The sequence below is a fragment of the Mycobacterium arosiense ATCC BAA-1401 = DSM 45069 genome (assembly GCF_002086125.1).
Lineage (GTDB): Bacteria > Actinomycetota > Actinomycetes > Mycobacteriales > Mycobacteriaceae > Mycobacterium > Mycobacterium arosiense.
Genome location: NZ_MVHG01000014.1, coordinates 85079 through 100536 on the forward strand (window position 1 = coordinate 85079; position 15458 = coordinate 100536).

Genomic DNA, 15458 nt, shown 5'->3' on the forward strand with positions numbered 1-15458 from the left:
TTACGCAGCCGGGACCGCGGTCAGGTGCTGCCGCTGCGGCTCGCTGCGGTAACGCGACGGCTTGCCGTTGATCCTGCACAACCGCCACATCAACCGCGCCGAGCGCGTCTGGATCAGGCCGGTGTCGTGGGCCAACATCCGCACGTCACCGAACATGTCGGACAGCCATTTACGCGATTCCGGCGACCGGAAGAACAGTTCTTTCTTGACGTCCCGCGGGATGTCGAACTCGCGCCAGAAAGCCTTGGGGGGCACCACGATTGCGCGACAAAGCGCCTTCATGACCAGCGGCAGGTACAGCGCGGTCCAGAATCGCTGCCTGTTGGTCAATTGCGGCACCCGCTTGCGCAGGAACTCGTGGGCGAACGAGATGTGGCGGGCTTCCTCGGCCACGTGGATCGCCATCACCTTCTCCATGATGGGATGCAGCGACTTGCCTTCGCGCAGAACGTTTTTCTGCGTGTGGTCAATGGGCTCCTCGCCGGCGAGCACGCCGATGAAGAACGCCACCGGCAGCGGGCCGGCCACCAGCGGAACCAACGGCGAGAGCCACTTGAGCATCCGCGGCATGCCCGGCACGTCGGCGCCGATGCGGTTGACCATCTCCTGGAACATCATGGTGTGGTTGCACTCTTCGACCGATTCGTGCAGGCAGTACCGGTACTCCGGCGATCCGTTGGGCACCCAGAACGTGTAGTTCATCAGGCCACGAATGAGGATGGATTCGAAGTGCAGGCCCACCTTGGCCACGTTGGCCTGGCGCCACATCCCGATCTTGATCTTGCGCTCGTCGGACTGCGCCAGATACCAGGGGTGGCGGCCCAGCGGGTCGGTGTTCGGCAGGATCCATCTCGGATCGTTTTCCGTCACCGCGAATTCGGGCGAATCCCAATCGATATCGGTGTACGGGTTGAAGTTGCGCCGCACCGACCCCTCGGACAGTGTGGCAAGCATGTTGACGTATTCGGCGTCGTCGCGCACTTCCATGTTGTTTCGCCAACGCCGGACTAATCGCGTCCTAGCCATATCCAGGCCTCCCCAACGAGGTTTACATTTGGACGTGCTATGTCCAGACAGTACCGCAGGTACCGGATAATTCCTAGACCCCTTCCGGGCACTGTGATCTGACCAGTGGTCATGAAATTTTTATGCCTCAGATCACAGGCGATCAAACTCGGGGCGCGGCCGATCAGGCCCTTTGCCCAAGCAGTTGGGTCCTGCGGTCGGCCTCCGCACCGACCAGTCAGCGCGGCTCACTACCCTGATGAGCATGGCTGACCAGCTCGAGATCCCCGCTGACATCAAACCCCGCGACGGCCGCTTCGGGTGTGGCCCGTCGAAGGTCCGGCCCGAGCAACTGCACGCGCTGACCACGACCGCCGCCCCGTTGTTCGGCACCTCGCACCGGCAGGCGCCGGTCAAGAATCTGGTGGGCCGGCTGCGGTCCGGGCTCGCGGATCTGTTTTCGCTGCCCGAGGGCTACGAGGTGATCGTGGGCAACGGCGGCGCGACGGCGTTCTGGGACGCCGCGGCCTTCGGCCTGATCGACAAGCGGTCGTTGCATCTCTCCTTCGGCGAATTCAGCTCCAAATTCGCGTCGGCGGTCGCCAAGAACCCCTTCGTCGGCGAGCCCGTCGTCATCAAGGCGGACGCCGGCAGCGCCCCCGAGCCGCAGGGCGACCCGTCGGTAGACGTGATCGCCTGGGCGCACAACGAGACGTCGACCGGGGTCGCGGTGCCCATTCGCCGGCCCGCCGATTCGGGCGACGCGCTGATCGTCATCGACGCAACCTCGGGAGCCGGCGGGCTGCCGGTCGACATCGCCGAGACCGACGCCTACTACTTCTCGCCGCAGAAGAACTTCGCCAGCGACGGTGGCCTCTGGCTGGCCATCATGAGCCCTGCGGCGCTGGCCCGGGTCGAGTCCATCGCCGCCTCCGGCCGCTGGGTGCCCGACTTCCTGTCGCTACCCATCGCGGTGGAGAACAGCCTGAAGGACCAGACCTACAACACCCCGGCGGTCGGCACCCTGGCGCTGATGGCGGAGCAGGTCGACTGGTTGCTGGGCAACGGCGGGCTGGACTGGGCCGTCAAACGCACGGCGGACTCGTCGGGTCGGCTGTACTCCTGGGCCGAGGAGCGCCCCTACACCACACCCTTCGTCAGCGACCCCACGCTGCGCTCGCAGGTGGTGGGCACCATCGACTTCGCCGACGAGGTCGATGCCGCGGCCGTGGCCAAGGTCTTGCGGGCGAACGGCGTCGTCGACACCGAGCCGTACCGCAAACTCGGCCGCAACCAACTGCGGGTGGGGATGTTCCCGGCGGTGGACCCCGACGACGTCAGCGCACTCACCCAGTGCGTCGACTGGGTCGTCGAGCGGCTGTAGTCCGGCGACGATGCTGCCCGGCGCGGGCAGCGGAGGAGCCGGACTATCGGACACCGTCCGGCGACGATGTTGCCCGGCGCGGGCAGCGGAGGAGCCGGACAATCGAACACCGTCCGGCCGGCAATCGGGGCGCAACCGCACAGCGTGTCAGCAAGGTGATGGGCGGTTGCTGGACTAAAGTGCGCACGTGACGGGTCCGTCGCTGACCTGCACGGAGCCTGCGAGGAGAAAACCATGCGGGAACTCAAAGTGGTTGGGCTGGATGCCGACAGCAAACATGTCATCTGCGAGGGTGACGACCCCGCGGAGCAGTTCAAGCTGGCGGCCGATGACCGCCTGCGGGACCTGCTGCGCGACGCGGCCCAGCCCTCTGAGCAACCGCAGCTCGAGATTGAAGTCACCGACATGCTGAGCCCCAAAGAAATTCAGGCCAAGATCCGGGCGGGTGCCTCCGTCGAACAGGTCGCCGCGGCGTCGGGCTCGGAGGTGTCGCGTATCCGTCGCTTTGCTCACCCCGTGTTGCTGGAGCGGTTCCGCGCCGCGGAGCTGGCAACCGCCGCTCACCCGATGCTCGACGATGGCCCCGCGGTGCTGACCCTGCTGGAGACGGTCAGCGCCGCGCTGCTGGCCCGCGGCCTCAGCCACGACAAACTCAGCTGGGACGCGTGGCGCAACGAAGACAACCGCTGGACGGTGCAGCTGGCGTGGAAGGTCGGCCGTTCCGACAACCTCGCACACTTCTGCTTCTCGCCCGGTGCGCACGGTGGAACGGTGACCGCCATCGACGATGCGGCCAGCGCGCTGATCGACCCCAACTTCGAACGTCCGCTGCGGCCGGTGGCCCGCGTCGCTCACGTCGACTTCGAAGAGCTCGCCAAGCCGCCCGTCGCGAACGAAACTCCGGCCGCGGAACCGGACGAAAAGCCGGTGCACACCCGCCGGGGCAAGCCCGTCATCCCGGCGTGGGAGGACGTGCTGCTGGGCGTGCGCTCGAGCGGGCAGCGCTAGGCGGCCGCCAGGGCCAACAGCGCAACCCACGCCACCGCCACGCCCACCGCGGCGCCGAGAACGAACCAGCGCAGGACGGGCGTACGCCGCCACCCCCACAGCGTCGGCGCCAATCCCCCTGCCGCCACGACGTTGAGCCCGACGGCCAGCAGCGCGTGCACGCGAAGCAGCCCCAGACTGAGCACTACGATCGCGGCGGCGGTGACCGCCGCGACGAAGGCGGTGACCGTCAAACCCGTTGCCCAGGGCACGGATTCGTCTCTCATCAGCCGGAGCCTAGTCTGGCTGTCCATCGCCGCCTCTCGCCGTCGAGCGGACCCGCTCGTAGAAGGCCAACGCCGCCGCCGTCGCAACGTTGAGCGAATCGGTGCCGCGCGACATCGGGATCCGCACCCGCACGTCACTCAACCGCAAGACGGCCGGCGTCAGCCCCGGCCCCTCGGCGCCGACCAACACCGCGACGCGTTCGTCCCGCGTGGCCGTCATCGCCTCCGGCAACGCGCACGCGCTGGCGTGCGGAGTCATCGCCAGAAGCCGAAAACCTTTCTGTCGCAACGTCGCAAGCTCGGCGGGCCAACAGCTCGCCCGCGCATAGGGCACCAGCAGCGCGTGGCCCATGGACACCCGCACCGCGCGTCGGTACAGCGGGTCGGCGCAGCCGCTGCCGAATATCACCGCGTCGACGCCCAGCCCCGCCGCGTTGCGAAAGATCGAACCCAGGTTCTCGTGATCGTTGACCCCTTCGAGGATCGCGACGGTGCGCGCCCCGGCGATCACCTCGGCGACGCCGGGTTCGGGCACCCGCCGGGCGGCCGCCAGCACCCCCCGGTTGAGGTGAAAGCCGACCACCCGGGCCATCACGTCGGCGGACGTGCGGTAGCACGGCACGAGCGTGCCGGCCAGGTCGTCTTCGAGCTCGGCAAATCGGCGGCCGGTACCCAGCAGGGCATGCGGGTGAAAGCGCGAGGCGAGCATGCGCTGCACCACCAGCACGCCCTCGGCGATCACCAGCCCCTTGCCCGACGGCAGATCGGGACGACGATCGACGCTGTTCAGGTCGCGGAAATCGTCGAGCCTCGGATCGCCGGGATCGTCAACGTCGATGAACATTCGCCGGTTTCGGTCCCGTGGCTCACGGGCCTTCGTCGACGACGGCCAACATCAGGTCGGCCGCGTTGCGCAGAATGTCTCGTTGTTCGGTGTCCAGCGTCGCCAACCGCTTGGCCAGCCACTCCTGGCGGGCGCGGCGGTTGGCTTTGACCAGCTCGGCGCCGGACTCCGAAACCGAGACGAGCACCTGCCGGCCGTCGACCGGGTGCGGCGCGCGGTCCACCAGCCCCATCTCGGCCAACGAGGCGATCACCCGCGTCATCGACGGCGGCCGGACCCGCTCGCGAATTGCCAGGGCGCCGGGGGTCATCGGGCCTTCGTTGGTGAGCGTGGCCAGCGCCGACAGCTGGGACAGCGACACCGGCGACGACGGGTTACGAAACCGCAGTTGGCGGGCCAGCCGCATCACTGCCAGTGACAGGTCGCTGGCCAGCCGCGCATCGCTGTCAGGCATGGCGCGAGGTTACACGGAAGCCCGAGAAACCGGGACACGAACCGGTGAACGACGGGTGCTGACCCTCCTCGCTAAGCTGCGGGGTTTTCCATCGAAACGCTTATCGGCCCGCGTATCCCACTTTGCTCGGCGGTTTGAAATCATCCGTCTCGTCAGGTGGGTGCACCGTCGGCCGCCACCGGCCGGCGGGCTATGTTGATCCCGATGTCTGCCGAACCCAACCGCACCGCACCGCCACTGCCGGCCGCCCTGCTGCACGTGTGGCCGTTCATCGCGCTCGGCGCGCTGGGTTGGCTCACCGCGGTGGCCGCCGCTTTCCTGGTGCCGGCCCTGCAGGGCTGGCGTCCGGTCGCCCTGGCCGGCCTGGGCGTGGGTGTGCTCGGCACAAGCATCTTCCTACTGCAGCTCGCCGCGGCCCGTCGCGGTGCCCGCGGCGCGCAGGCCGGGCTCGAAAACTATCTCGACCACAACTGATTCGCCACCCTGGAGGAGCGATGGTAGCCCCGCTGTTGCAAGCGCACATCGACATCGACGCGCCGGTGGCCAAAGTGTGGCAATTGATTTCCGATCTGCGCCGAATGCCGCAGTGGAGTCCGCTGTGTCGCTGGATGAAGCCCTTCGGCCCCGTGCGTCAGGGCACGCGCACGCTCAACCTCAACCGCCGCAAGCGCCTGTTCTGGCCGACCACAGCCACGGTGGTCGAGATCGTCCCCGACCGCAAACTTGCGTTCCGCGTCGACACCAACAACACCATCTGGTGCTATGAGCTCGAGCCGAGCGGCAAGGGCACCCGCCTGATCGAGAGCCGTCACGCCGAGAACGGCGTCACCGCGTTTTCGAACCTGTCGGTGAATGCGCTGTTCGGCGGTACCAGCAATTTCGAGCGCGAATTGCTCGACGGCATGAACGCCTCGCTGGAGCGCATCAAGGCGGCCGCCGAAACCAGCTAGTCCGGCGTCTCGGTCTGCGGTTGCCGCTCGGGCTCCGGCGCCTCGGTCAGCGGCTCGGCTTCGGCTTCCACCATCTCGGCCGGCGTCGCGGGCTCAGGCTCTTGAGTCTCGGGTGCCCCCGGCGCTTCCGCGGACTCCGAGGGCACCGCGGACGGTTCGATCGGCGCCTGGGTGATGTCCAGCAGGCCGTCGTCGTACGGCTCGTATGCGGGCGACCCGGTGCCCGCCGGGGCGGGGGTGTCCGAGTGGGCACCGCAGCCGTACAGCTTGTCGACGATGTGGCCGTCGGCCGACAATTCGTTGCCGCACACGCCGAACAGCGCGCCCAGGGACCCCGACAGCGGCAGGAAGAAGCCGCAATCGCGGCACACCCGCTTGGTGGACCGCGCCATCGGCGAGTCCGGGCCGTAATCGCCGGTGCGCCAGCGTTCGGCCGTCTCCGCGCGGCCCTCGGCGCTCATCACCCAGCGCCGCCCCAGCCCGATCTCGGCGGCGGTCTCGTCGACCTGGGGGTCACCGCTGGCGGTGTAACCGGGAACCAGCCGAGGATCGTCGACGGCGGGCGCCAGGAGGTCGCCGGGGCTCAGGTCGCCGGGCCGCACGCGTTGTTCCCACGGCACCCATTCAGGTGCCAGCAACGCGGTGGGCCCGGGCACCAGCACGACCTCGCTGATGGTCGCGTGGTCGGCGCCGGGATAGGCGGCGACGACGACCGCCCATTGCCACCCCTGGTAGCCGGGCAGGTGCGCCAAGAAGCGGTGGGTTGCGCTGTTCGGGTCTTCGTAACCGACGCCCAGGTAGTCGCCGACCATCTCCGGTGCGCTGAACTCCACGACGGCGGCCCTGGCCGCCTCCGCCGCACCCGTGAGCACCGCCGCCAACCCCTCGGGCCAGTCGGCCACGGTCGCCACGGCGGATTCCTCGCTAGGTCTAGTCACGCTGTCTTCGTTCTGCATTGCGTTTCCAATACTAGGTTGGCGAGCCACGCCCCGTACCTGCAGACGCATCCAGGCGGCATAGGGGAGAATTGGAACGTGTCTGGACGGCGGCAACACGACCCGGGCGGAGTGGCCTCTCAGCCGGGCCGCCGACCCCGCAAGAGCGCCGCAGCCCAGCATCCGGGCGCGGCCAATTATCCCGCCGGCGACGGTCCTGATCGGCGCATCCGTCGCCCATCGCCGATGCCGAGCGCCAACCGCTACTTGCCCCCGCTGGGTCACCAGCCGGAGCCGGAACGCAGCAGCGACGCGCCGCCTCGTGGTCCGGCTTCCGGTGAGCGGATCACCGTTACCCGCGCCGCGGCTCTGCGCAGCCGCGAAATGGGTTCGCGGATGTACTGGATGGTGCAGCGCGCCGCAACGGCCGACGGCGCCGACAAGTCCGGCCTGACGGCGCTGACGTGGCCCGTAGTGGCCAATTTCGCGGTGGACGCGACGATGGCCGTCGCGCTGGCCAACACGTTGTTTTTCGCCGCGGCCACCGGCGAGAGCAAGGGTCGGGTCGCTTTGTATCTGCTGATCACCATCGCGCCGTTCGCGGTGATCGCACCGCTGATCGGTCCCGCGTTGGACCGGCTGCAGCACGGCCGCCGCGTCGCGCTGGCGGCGTCGTTCGCCCTGCGCACCGCGTTGGCGGTGTTGCTGGTCATGAACTACGACGGCGCCACCGGCAGCTTCCCGTCGTGGGTGCTCTATCCGTGCGCGCTCGCCATGATGGTGTTCTCCAAGTCGTTCAGCGTGCTGCGCAGCGCGGTGACACCCAGGGTGATGCCGCCGACCATCGACCTGGTGCGGGTCAACGCCCGGCTGACCATGTTCGGTCTGCTGGGCGGCACCATCGTCGGCGGCGCGATCGCCGGTGGTGTCGAGTTCGTCTGCACTCACCTGTTCCAGCTGCCCGGGGCGTTGTTCGTGGTGATCGCGGTGACGATCGCCGGGGCCATGTTGTCCATGCGGATACCGCGCTGGGTCGAGGTGACCGCCGGCGAGGTTCCCGCCACCCTGAGTTACCGCCAGGACAGCGAACCGCTGCGGCGCAGCTGGCACCAGGAGGTCAGCGGGGCGCTTCGGCAACCGTTGGGCCGCAACATCATCACCTCGCTGTGGGGCAACTGCACCATCAAGGTCATGGTCGGCTTCCTGTTCCTCTACCCCGCGTTTGTCGCCAAGGCGCATCAGGCTAACGGCTGGGCCCAGGTCGCCATGCTCGGGGTGATCGGCGCCGCGGCCGGGATCGGCAATTTCGTCGGCAACTTCACCAGCGCGCGCCTGAAGCTGGGCAGGCCCGCCGCGCTGGTGGTGCGCTGCACGGTGGCGGTGAGCGCGGTCGCGCTGGCCGCCTCGGTGGCCGGCAACCTGGTGGTGGCCGTGATCGCCACCCTGGTCACGTCCGGCGCCAGCGCCATCGCCAAGGCGTCGCTGGACGCGTCGCTGCAGAACGACCTGCCGGAGGAATCCCGCGCCTCGGGCTTCGGGCGCTCGGAGTCGACCCTGCAACTGGCGTGGGTGCTCGGCGGCGCGGTGGGGGTGTTGGTGTACACCGAACTGTGGGTCGGCTTCACCGCGGTCACTGCGCTGCTCATCCTGGGCCTGGCGCAGACGCTTGTCAGCTTCCGCGGCAACTCACTGATTCCCGGCCTGGGAGGAAATAGGCCAATCATGGTCGAGCAGGAGGGCAAGCGCCGCGGTGTCGGCGCCGCAGCGGTGGTTGCCGAGTGAAACCGCAACGCAAGTGGGGTGTGGCCGTGCTGCTCGCCTGCCTGGTGGCGGTGCTCTGCGTGGGCGCGGGGGTCGGCACCTGGTTGCTGGTGAAAAGCTCCGGCCCGCAGCACCCCGAGATCAGCGCATTTTCGCATGGACATCTGACGCGGGTGGGGCCCTACCTGTACTGCAACGTGCTGAACCTCGAAGACTGCGAGACACCGCAGAACCAGGGCGAGCTCCGGGTCAGCGAGCGCTACCCGATCCAGCTCTCGGTGCCCGACGCCATTTACCGGGCACCGTGGCGGCTGCTGCAGGTATACGACGACCCCACCAACACCACCAGCACCATCTTTCGGCCGGGCACCCGCTTCGCCGTGACGATACCGCCGGTCGACCCGCATCGCGGGCGCCTGGCCGGGATCGTCGTGCAGCTGCTGACCTTGGCGGTGGATCCCGCGGGGGAACTGCACGACGTTCCCCACGCGGAATGGTCGGTGCGGCTGGTGTACTAAACCCTTCGCTGCGCCCACCGCCAAAGCTAGGCGCCGTGGCCGGCGGGCACGCGTTCGCCTTCGACCGGCGGACCGGGAGCTGTTCCCGTCCCGAAAGGCTTGCCGCCCAAGCTTTCTCGTCCGTGCGGGGATAACCAATCGGTCAGGTCCGGCCCCTTGGGCACGATCCGGGTGGGGTTGATGTCGGCGTGCACGATGTAGTAGTGCTGCTTGATCTGGACGAAGTCGACGGTGTCTCCGAATCCCGGTGTCTGGAACAGGTCGCGCGCGTAGGCCCACAGCACCGGCATCTCGCTCAATTTGCTGCGGTTGCACTTGAAATGCCCGTGATACACCGGGTCGAAGCGGGCCAGGGTGGTGAACAGCCGCACGTCGGCCTCGGTGATGGTGTCGCCCACCAGAAATCGCTGATTGCGCAGCCGATCGCTCACCCAATCGAGCGCGGCGAACAACCGGTCGTACGCCGCGTCGTAGGCTTGCTGGGAGCCGGCGAAGCCGCAGCGGTACACGCCGTTGTTGATCTCGGTGTAGACCCTCTTGGATACCTCGTCGATCTCCGCGCGCAGCGGCTCCGGATACAGCTCGGGTGCGCCCTCGCGGTGGTATGCGGACCACTCCGTCGACAGGTCCAGGGTCATCTGCGCAAAGTCGTTGGTGACCACCTCGCCGGTCGCGACCTCGACGATCGCCGGGACCGTGATGCCCTTGGGGTAATCGGGGAATCGCTTGAAATAGGCATCTTGTAGCCGCGGGATCTTCAGCACCGGGTCGACGCCACCCGGATCGAGATCGAACGTCCAACTGCGCTCGTCGTGGGTGGGGCCGCAAAAGCCAATGGAGAGAACGCTTTCCAGTCCCAATAAGCGACGCACGATTATCGCACGGTTCGCCCACGGACACGCGCGGGCGACGACGAGCCGATACCGCCCGGGCTCGACCGGATAACCGTCACGCCCGTCGGCGGTGATCCGGGTGGTGATGTAGTCGGTGTCGCGGGTGAACTCACCTGCCGGAGCAACATAGGAAGCCATATCTCCCATAGTTGCTCAACAATCGACTCGCTGCCGAGCGATCGTCGGGATTCCGCCGTGAGCCAGTCGGGGTTTTTGAGGCCCGCTCAGGTCGGGAGAAACCGCCGGGCCACATTGGCCTCCGTCGAGGCACCCTTTTCCCAGTGCGCGATCCACGGCCCGGTGCCCTCGGACTGGTCGATGATCCCGTCCTCCAGCCAGCTGTATCGCCCCTGCAGCAAGTTGCGGGTGAGCACGACGTCGCTGCCGTCGGTGTTGTCCCATAAGGCGTTGAATAGCGCCTCCACCCGCAACGCCGCCTGCCGGCAGAACGTTTCGGCCAGCTCGTACGCCTGCTGGCCGACCACCGGGTCGGCACAGCGTTGAGCCTCCGCCCGCACGCAGGCCGCCGACATCGCGAACAGTTCGGCGCCGAGATCGACGACGCGCCCGAGGAAACCCTGCCGCTGCTCCAACTTGGCCTGCCAGCGTGCCATCCCGTAGAAGGTGTTGCGGGCCAGCTTGCGGCTGGAGCGTTCGATGAACCGTAGGTGTGACGCCAGCGCACCGAACTCGTGGTAGGCCCGCGGTCGTTGACCTTGCCCGAAAGCCAGCTGCGGCAACCACTTTGCGTAGAATCCGCTCGCGCCGACCGCCGCGGCGGCCTTCTGCCGCAACCCGGCGTCGGGCTTGGCCAGGTCACCGGCCGCGGCGAGGTGCGCATCGACCGCCTCGCGAGCGATGAGCAGCCTCATGATCTCGCTGGAACCTTCGAAGATGCGGTTGATCCGTAGGTCGCGCAGCGTCTGCTCCACGGGCACCGCGCGTTCGCCGCGCGCGGCCAGCGACTCGGCCGTCTCATAACCCCGCCCGCCCCGAATCTGCATCACCTCATCGGCCATCAGGCAGGCCATCTCGCTGGACCACAGCTTGGCCAGCGCCGCCTCGATCCGGATGTCGTTGCGGCCTTCGTCGGCCATCTGGGCGAACAGCTCGAGCACCGCGTCAAGCGCGTACACCGTCGCGGCGATGAACGAGAGCTTGCCGGCCACGGCTTCGTGCTCGGCCAGCGGTTTGCCCCACTGCACGCGTTCGCCGGACCATTCCCGCGCAATCTTCAACGCCCACTTGGACGAGCCGGTGGCGCTCGCGGGTATCGACAGCCGCCCGGCGTTGAGTGTGGTCAGCGCGATCTTCAGCCCGTCGCCTTCGGCGCCGATCAGGTTTTCGCGCGGGACGCGAACCTTGTGCAGCCTGGTCACGCCGTTCTCGATGCCGCGCAGTCCCATGAATTTGTTGCGTCGCTCCACGGTGATTCCGGGTGCATCCGCCTCAACGACAAAGGCGCTGATTCCGCCGCGGTGCCCTTGGCATTTCGGCACCCGGGCCATGATCACCAGCAGTTCGGCGACCACGCCGTTGGTGGTCCACAACTTCACGCCGTCGAGTTCGTAAGCCTGTCCGTCGTCAACCGGGGTGGCCGTCGAGGCCAGCCGGGCGGGATCGGATCCCACATCGGGTTCGGTGAGCAAGAACGCCGAGATGGCACCGGCGGCGCAGCGGGGCAGAAACTTCCGCTTCTGCTCCGGGGTCCCGGCGAGTTTGAGGGGCTCGGGGACCCCGATCGACTGATGCGCCGACAGCAGTGCGCCAAGACTGGGGTGGACGCTCGAGACCATCATCAGCGCGCGGTTGTACGCGACTTGCGACATGCCCAGGCCGCCGTATTCGGACGGGATCTTCATGCCGAAGCAACCCAGGTCGGCAAGGCCTTTCACATATTCATCGGGGATTTGCGCGTCGCGTTCGATGACGCTGCCATCGACGGTGTCGAGGAACTGCCGCAGCCGGTCGAGGAAGGTCCGGGTGCGGATCTCATCGGCATCCGACGGCGCCGGGAACGGGTGGATCAACTCCAGCGGGAATCGACCGAGGAATAACTCTTTGGCGAAGGACGGCTTATCCCAACCGCTTTCGCGAGACTCCTCGGCGAGAGCTCTCGCCTGCTCTTCGGTGACCTGCGCCTGCTGCGCCATCGCAGCCTCCTTGCTAGACGGCCGTATTGGGGTGTGAGTACCCCCACGCGCGGCTCGCCACCACCGAATCGCCTAGCAGAAGTGAGCCGGACGTCAGGCGTCGAGCTCCCGGGCGACGGCCTTGACCACCTCGGAAACCCGGCGGGCGGTCTTGCGGTCCGGGTAGCGCCCCTTGCGCAGTTCGGGCTGCACGGTGCTTTCGAGCAGGGTGATCATGTCCTCGACCATGCCGTGCAGCTCGTCGGGGTTGTGCTTGTGCTCGGCGGGCGCCTCGCGACGGGCCTTGGTGAGGCTGGGTGGCGGTTCAATCAGCTTGAGGCTCAACGCTTGCGGGCCGCGCCGCCCGGAGGCGATGCCGAACTCCACACGCTGGCCCGCCTTGAGGCCCTCGACCCCGGCGGGCAGCGCCGACGAACGGACGTAAACGTCTTCGCCGTCCTCTTGGGACAGGAAGCCGAAACCCTTCTCAGCGTCGTACCACTTAACCTTGCCCGTCGGCACTGGTCTCACCTGCTTGTCTAACGGATCAATAGAAATAGGCAACACAAAGCGTCCCGCCTGCGCAGGACGCCGTATTAGGAGTCTGATCCTACTCGGATGCCCGCGTAACGAGCACCCCCGTTATTCGTCACTCGGTACGCTTGGTAATACCCGCGGAGGAGATATGCGCCTGATCCTTAACGTCATCTGGTTGATCTTCGGCGGCCTGTGGATGGCCGTCGGATACCTGGCTGCGGCGCTGATCAGCTTCCTGCTCATCATCACCATCCCGTTCGGCTTCGCGTCGCTGCGCATCGCCTCGTACGCACTGTGGCCGTTCGGCCGCACGATTGTGGACAAGCCGACCGCGGGTTCCGGCGCGCTGATCGGCAACGTGATCTGGGTGGTGTTGTTCGGCGTGTGGCTGGCGATCGGCCATCTGGTCAGCGCGGCGGCGATGGCGCTCACGATCGTGGGCATCCCGCTGGCGCTGGCCAACCTCAAGCTGATCCCGGTGTCGTTGATGCCGCTGGGCAAGCAGATCGTTCCGGTCAGTTCGGCCGTTCACCACGCCCCGCCGGTGGCCGCATGACGCTGACGACGCTGGGCCTGCCGTCGGTACCGAGCCGCGAGGACGGCCCGGCCGTTCCGGCCGACACTCCTGCCGCCGGGCCGCTGGTGGACACGTACGGCCGGGTCGCCACCGACCTGCGGGTCTCGCTGACCGACCGCTGCAACCTGCGGTGCAGCTATTGCATGCCGGCCGACGGCCTGAACTGGCTCCCGGGCGAGCAACTGCTGAGCGCTGACGAGCTGGCCAGGCTGATGCACATCGCGGTCACCCGACTGGGCGTGACCAGCGTGCGCTTCACCGGCGGCGAACCCCTGCTGGCGCGCCACCTCGAAGAGGTGGTCGCCGCGGCCGCCGCCCTCCGGCCCCGCCCGGAGATCTCGCTGACCACCAACGGTGTCGGGCTGGCGCGGCGCGCCGCCGCGCTCGCCGCGGCCGGCCTGAACCGCGTCAACGTCTCGCTGGACAGCGTGGACCGGCGGCATTTCGCGGCCATCACCCGCCGCGACCGGCTCACGGACGTGCTGGCCGGCCTGGCCGCCGCCAATGACGCCGGCCTGACGCCGGTGAAGGTGAACGCGGTGCTCGACCCCACCACCGGACGCGAGGACGTGGTGGGGCTGTTGCGGTTCTGCCTCGAGCGCGGCTACCAATTGCGCGTCATCGAGCAGATGCCGCTGGATGCCGGGCACCAGTGGCGGCGAGACGCCGCGCTGACCGCCGACGACGTGCTGGCGGCGCTGCGCCCGCACTTCCGGCTGCGCCCGGATCCGGCGCCGCGCGGATCGGCCCCCGCCGAGCTCTGGCTGGTCGACACCGGCCCCGGCAGCCCGAGCGGAGAATTCGGCGTTATCGCCTCGGTTTCGCACGCTTTCTGCGCGGCGTGTGACCGCACCCGGTTGACGGCCGACGGTCAGATCCGCAGCTGCCTGTTCGCCGAACAGGAGACCGACCTGCGTGTGCTGCTGCGCGGCGGCGCGTCCGACGACGCGATCGAGGCGGCGTGGCGTACCGCGATGTGGGGCAAGCCCGCCGGACACGGCATCAACGACCCCAACTTCATCCAGCCCGACCGCCCGATGAGCGCGATCGGTGGCTAGCCCGATGGGACAGACCCCTGTCCAAGCAAACGGAATCCAGGTGACGGTTCGCTACTTCGGGGCCGCCCGCGCGGCCGCGGATGTCGAGTCGGAGACGGTGGTGCTGCGCCCGAGCACGACGGTCGGCGAGTTGGTCGAGCGGCTCGCCGCGCGAGGATCCCGCCTCGCGGCGGTGTTGACCCGGTGCTCGTACCTGCGCGACGGGATCGCCGTGCGTGACGAGACCGTGGCGCTGCAATCCGGTGACACGCTCGATGTCCTGCCGCCCTTTTCTGGCGGCTGAAACTGTGACTTATCTCACGTAACGGATTCATAACGGCGCAGTCACGCTGCGATATCGCCCCTCATGACCTGCGCAAATACCTTGCGTTCCTGCGGTTTTCGTAGATGGCCGGAAGAGAAACGCCGAGTGTCGCAAGACGTGACGAGACCAACAGAAACCGTTACCGTCTCCGGAGGCTCGCCAGCCATCCCGATTGGCGGACCTCCCCTCCCTATCGCGCCGAGCTCCATCCAATAGGCGGGGGCCACCGAACCACATGGATGGAGACGGGGGACCCACCGGTCCACCGTGATCGGACTGGAGCCGCTCGCGGCTCCTAGGGGTGAAGCCGGCGTCGTCGCGCTCGAGGACAACGTCGGCCGGGTGGCCTCTCCAACCCGAACCCGACAGCTGACCTCGCAGGCGCGTGACGAGAGAGGAATACCCCGGCGCGTATGAGCGGACGTCACCGCAAGCCCAGCAATTCAAACATCAGCGTCGCCAAGATCGCCTTCACCGGTGCGGTTCTAGGTGGCGGCAGCATCGCCCTTGCCGGCCAGGCGGCCGCGGCCACCGATGGTGAATGGGATCAGGTCGCCCGGTGCGAATCCGGCGGCAACTGGGCCATCAACACCGGCAACGGCTACCACGGCGGCGTGCAGTTCAGCGCGAGCACCTGGGCCTCGCATGGCGGCGGCCAGTACGCCCCGTCGGCCGAACTCGCCACCAGGGAACAGCAGATCGCCGTCGCCGAACGGGTTCTCGCCACCCAGGGCCGTGGCGCCTGGCCCGTGTGCGGAGGGCCCCTGTCAGGTCCCACGCAGCGCGACGTGCCCGCGCCGGCCGGCCTGGATGCGCCCGGCCTCAACGGGGC

The 15458-nt window shown here is 67.9% G+C and carries 18 protein-coding genes and 1 riboswitch; of the genes, 10 read left to right on the forward strand and 8 right to left on the reverse strand.

All coding sequences use genetic code 11. The features are described from left to right. Positions 1 to 1026 (reverse strand): AurF N-oxygenase family protein, encoded by a 1026-nt coding sequence (locus tag BST14_RS08960; RefSeq protein WP_083064157.1) that lies wholly within the window; start codon positions 1024 to 1026, stop codon positions 1 to 3. 244 nt (positions 1027 to 1270) lie between these two features. Here BST14_RS08960 and serC point away from each other — a divergent pair, with 244 nt between their 5' ends. Together serC and sepH are read left to right on the forward strand one after the other, a co-directional pair. Then, positions 1271 to 2389: a phosphoserine transaminase gene (gene serC / locus BST14_RS08965; protein WP_142279323.1), complete on the forward strand. Its 1119-nt coding sequence runs from the start codon at positions 1271 to 1273 to the stop codon at positions 2387 to 2389. Positions 2390 to 2623: 234 nt separating this feature from the next. After that, positions 2624 to 3397: a septation protein SepH gene (gene sepH / locus BST14_RS08970; RefSeq protein ID WP_083064159.1), complete on the forward strand. Its 774-nt coding sequence runs from the start codon at positions 2624 to 2626 to the stop codon at positions 3395 to 3397. On the opposite strand, the gene BST14_RS08975 is transcribed toward sepH, so the two are convergent. Genes BST14_RS08975 through BST14_RS08985 form a run of 3 tightly spaced genes read right to left on the reverse strand, consistent with a single transcriptional unit; the run spans position 3394 to position 4961 of the window. Next, a complete protein-coding gene (locus BST14_RS08975) occupies positions 3394 to 3663 on the reverse strand; it encodes a DUF2537 domain-containing protein (RefSeq protein WP_083064160.1) in 270 nt (89 codons plus the stop codon). The two genes, sepH and BST14_RS08975, sit on opposite strands and share 4 nt — an antisense overlap. Before the next feature lie 10 nt (positions 3664 to 3673). Next, positions 3674 to 4507: a TrmH family RNA methyltransferase gene (locus tag BST14_RS08980; protein WP_083064161.1), complete on the reverse strand. Its 834-nt coding sequence runs from the start codon at positions 4505 to 4507 to the stop codon at positions 3674 to 3676. Between the two features lie 22 nt (positions 4508 to 4529). Further along, positions 4530 to 4961 carry an Rv0880 family HTH-type transcriptional regulator gene (locus BST14_RS08985; protein ID WP_083064162.1) on the reverse strand — a complete coding sequence of 144 codons (432 nt, stop codon included), beginning with the start codon at positions 4959 to 4961 and terminating at the stop codon, positions 4530 to 4532. A gap of 204 nt (positions 4962 to 5165) precedes the next feature. Here BST14_RS08985 and BST14_RS08990 point away from each other — a divergent pair, with 204 nt between their 5' ends. Together BST14_RS08990 and BST14_RS08995 are read left to right on the forward strand one after the other, a co-directional pair. Beyond that, on the forward strand, positions 5166 to 5435 hold the full coding sequence (locus BST14_RS08990) for a DUF2530 domain-containing protein (protein WP_083064180.1): 270 nt from the start codon (positions 5166 to 5168) through the stop codon (positions 5433 to 5435). A gap of 20 nt (positions 5436 to 5455) precedes the next feature. Beyond that, complete coding sequence (locus BST14_RS08995) at positions 5456 to 5911, forward strand: SRPBCC family protein (protein WP_083064163.1); 456 nt, start codon at positions 5456 to 5458, stop codon at positions 5909 to 5911. Here the strand turns inward: BST14_RS08995 and BST14_RS09000 are convergent. Further along, the gene (locus BST14_RS09000) at positions 5908 to 6849 is read right to left on the reverse strand and encodes a DUF3027 domain-containing protein (RefSeq protein ID WP_142279324.1); all 942 of its coding nucleotides are present in this window, start codon (positions 6847 to 6849) and stop codon (positions 5908 to 5910) included. The genes BST14_RS08995 and BST14_RS09000 overlap by 4 nt on opposite strands. Positions 6850 to 6978: 129 nt before the next feature. On the opposite strand from BST14_RS09000, the gene BST14_RS09005 reads away from it, so the two are divergent. Both BST14_RS09005 and BST14_RS09010 read left to right on the forward strand, forming a co-directional pair. After that, the gene (locus BST14_RS09005; protein ID WP_142279329.1) at positions 6979 to 8628 is read left to right on the forward strand and encodes an MFS transporter; all 1650 of its coding nucleotides are present in this window, start codon (positions 6979 to 6981) and stop codon (positions 8626 to 8628) included. Then, positions 8625 to 9125, forward strand: a complete 501-nt coding sequence (locus tag BST14_RS09010; protein WP_083064166.1) for a DUF2771 domain-containing protein — start codon at positions 8625 to 8627, stop codon at positions 9123 to 9125. The genes BST14_RS09005 and BST14_RS09010 overlap by 4 nt, the downstream gene beginning before the upstream one ends. 26 nt (positions 9126 to 9151) lie before the next feature. Here BST14_RS09010 and BST14_RS09015 read toward each other — a convergent pair whose 3' ends face one another. The 3 genes from BST14_RS09015 to BST14_RS09025 all read right to left on the reverse strand — a co-directional run bounded on the left by BST14_RS09015 (position 9152) and on the right by BST14_RS09025 (position 12672). Further along, positions 9152 to 10156, reverse strand: coding sequence for a glutathione S-transferase family protein (locus BST14_RS09015; protein ID WP_083064167.1), 1005 nt, complete (start codon positions 10154 to 10156; stop codon positions 9152 to 9154). Positions 10157 to 10242: 86 nt separating this feature from the next. Continuing rightward, a complete protein-coding gene (locus BST14_RS09020; protein ID WP_083064168.1) occupies positions 10243 to 12171 on the reverse strand; it encodes an acyl-CoA dehydrogenase family protein in 1929 nt (642 codons plus the stop codon). Between the two features lie 93 nt (positions 12172 to 12264). Next, positions 12265 to 12672: a cold-shock protein gene (locus tag BST14_RS09025; RefSeq protein WP_083064169.1), complete on the reverse strand. Its 408-nt coding sequence runs from the start codon at positions 12670 to 12672 to the stop codon at positions 12265 to 12267. Positions 12673 to 12835: 163 nt separating this feature from the next. Here BST14_RS09025 and BST14_RS09030 point away from each other — a divergent pair, with 163 nt between their 5' ends. The 4 genes from BST14_RS09030 to BST14_RS09045 form a co-directional block, all read left to right on the forward strand. Beyond that, positions 12836 to 13243 carry a YccF domain-containing protein gene (locus tag BST14_RS09030; RefSeq protein ID WP_083064170.1) on the forward strand — a complete coding sequence of 136 codons (408 nt, stop codon included), beginning with the start codon at positions 12836 to 12838 and terminating at the stop codon, positions 13241 to 13243. Beyond that, a complete protein-coding gene (gene moaA, locus BST14_RS09035; protein WP_083064171.1) occupies positions 13240 to 14322 on the forward strand; it encodes a GTP 3',8-cyclase MoaA in 1083 nt (360 codons plus the stop codon). Before BST14_RS09030 ends, moaA begins: the two co-directional genes overlap by 4 nt. A 4-nt stretch (positions 14323 to 14326) precedes the next feature. Then, positions 14327 to 14605: a MoaD/ThiS family protein gene (locus tag BST14_RS09040; RefSeq protein ID WP_083064172.1), complete on the forward strand. Its 279-nt coding sequence runs from the start codon at positions 14327 to 14329 to the stop codon at positions 14603 to 14605. Between the two features lie 235 nt (positions 14606 to 14840). Further along, a riboswitch (cyclic di-AMP (ydaO/yuaA leader) is annotated at positions 14841 to 15026 on the forward strand. Between the two features lie 13 nt (positions 15027 to 15039). Continuing rightward, positions 15040 to 15458: transglycosylase family protein (locus BST14_RS09045; protein WP_142279325.1), on the forward strand; the 419-nt coding region annotated here is incomplete at its 3' end.

Bases quoted from the DNA above. Each gene is read 5' to 3' on its own strand.
- BST14_RS08995 (WP_083064163.1), top strand. From the start codon at position 5,456: ATGGTAGCCCCGCTGTTGCAAGCGCACATCGACATCGACGCGCCGGTG.
- BST14_RS09020 (WP_083064168.1), bottom strand. From the start codon at position 12,171: ATGGCGCAGCAGGCGCAGGTCACCGAAGAGCAGGCGAGAGCTCTCGCC.
- BST14_RS09030 (WP_083064170.1), top strand. From the start codon at position 12,836: ATGCGCCTGATCCTTAACGTCATCTGGTTGATCTTCGGCGGCCTGTGG.
- BST14_RS09040 (WP_083064172.1), top strand. From the start codon at position 14,327: ATGGGACAGACCCCTGTCCAAGCAAACGGAATCCAGGTGACGGTTCGC.
- BST14_RS08975 (WP_083064160.1), bottom strand. From the start codon at position 3,663: ATGAGAGACGAATCCGTGCCCTGGGCAACGGGTTTGACGGTCACCGCC.
- sepH (WP_083064159.1), top strand. From the start codon at position 2,624: ATGCGGGAACTCAAAGTGGTTGGGCTGGATGCCGACAGCAAACATGTC.
- BST14_RS08990 (WP_083064180.1), top strand. From the start codon at position 5,166: ATGTCTGCCGAACCCAACCGCACCGCACCGCCACTGCCGGCCGCCCTG.
- serC (WP_142279323.1), top strand. From the start codon at position 1,271: ATGGCTGACCAGCTCGAGATCCCCGCTGACATCAAACCCCGCGACGGC.
- BST14_RS08985 (WP_083064162.1), bottom strand. From the start codon at position 4,961: ATGCCTGACAGCGATGCGCGGCTGGCCAGCGACCTGTCACTGGCAGTG.
- BST14_RS08960 (WP_083064157.1), bottom strand. From the start codon at position 1,026: ATGGCTAGGACGCGATTAGTCCGGCGTTGGCGAAACAACATGGAAGTG.
- moaA (WP_083064171.1), top strand. From the start codon at position 13,240: ATGACGCTGACGACGCTGGGCCTGCCGTCGGTACCGAGCCGCGAGGAC.
- BST14_RS09015 (WP_083064167.1), bottom strand. From the start codon at position 10,156: ATGGCTTCCTATGTTGCTCCGGCAGGTGAGTTCACCCGCGACACCGAC.
- BST14_RS08980 (WP_083064161.1), bottom strand. From the start codon at position 4,507: ATGTTCATCGACGTTGACGATCCCGGCGATCCGAGGCTCGACGATTTC.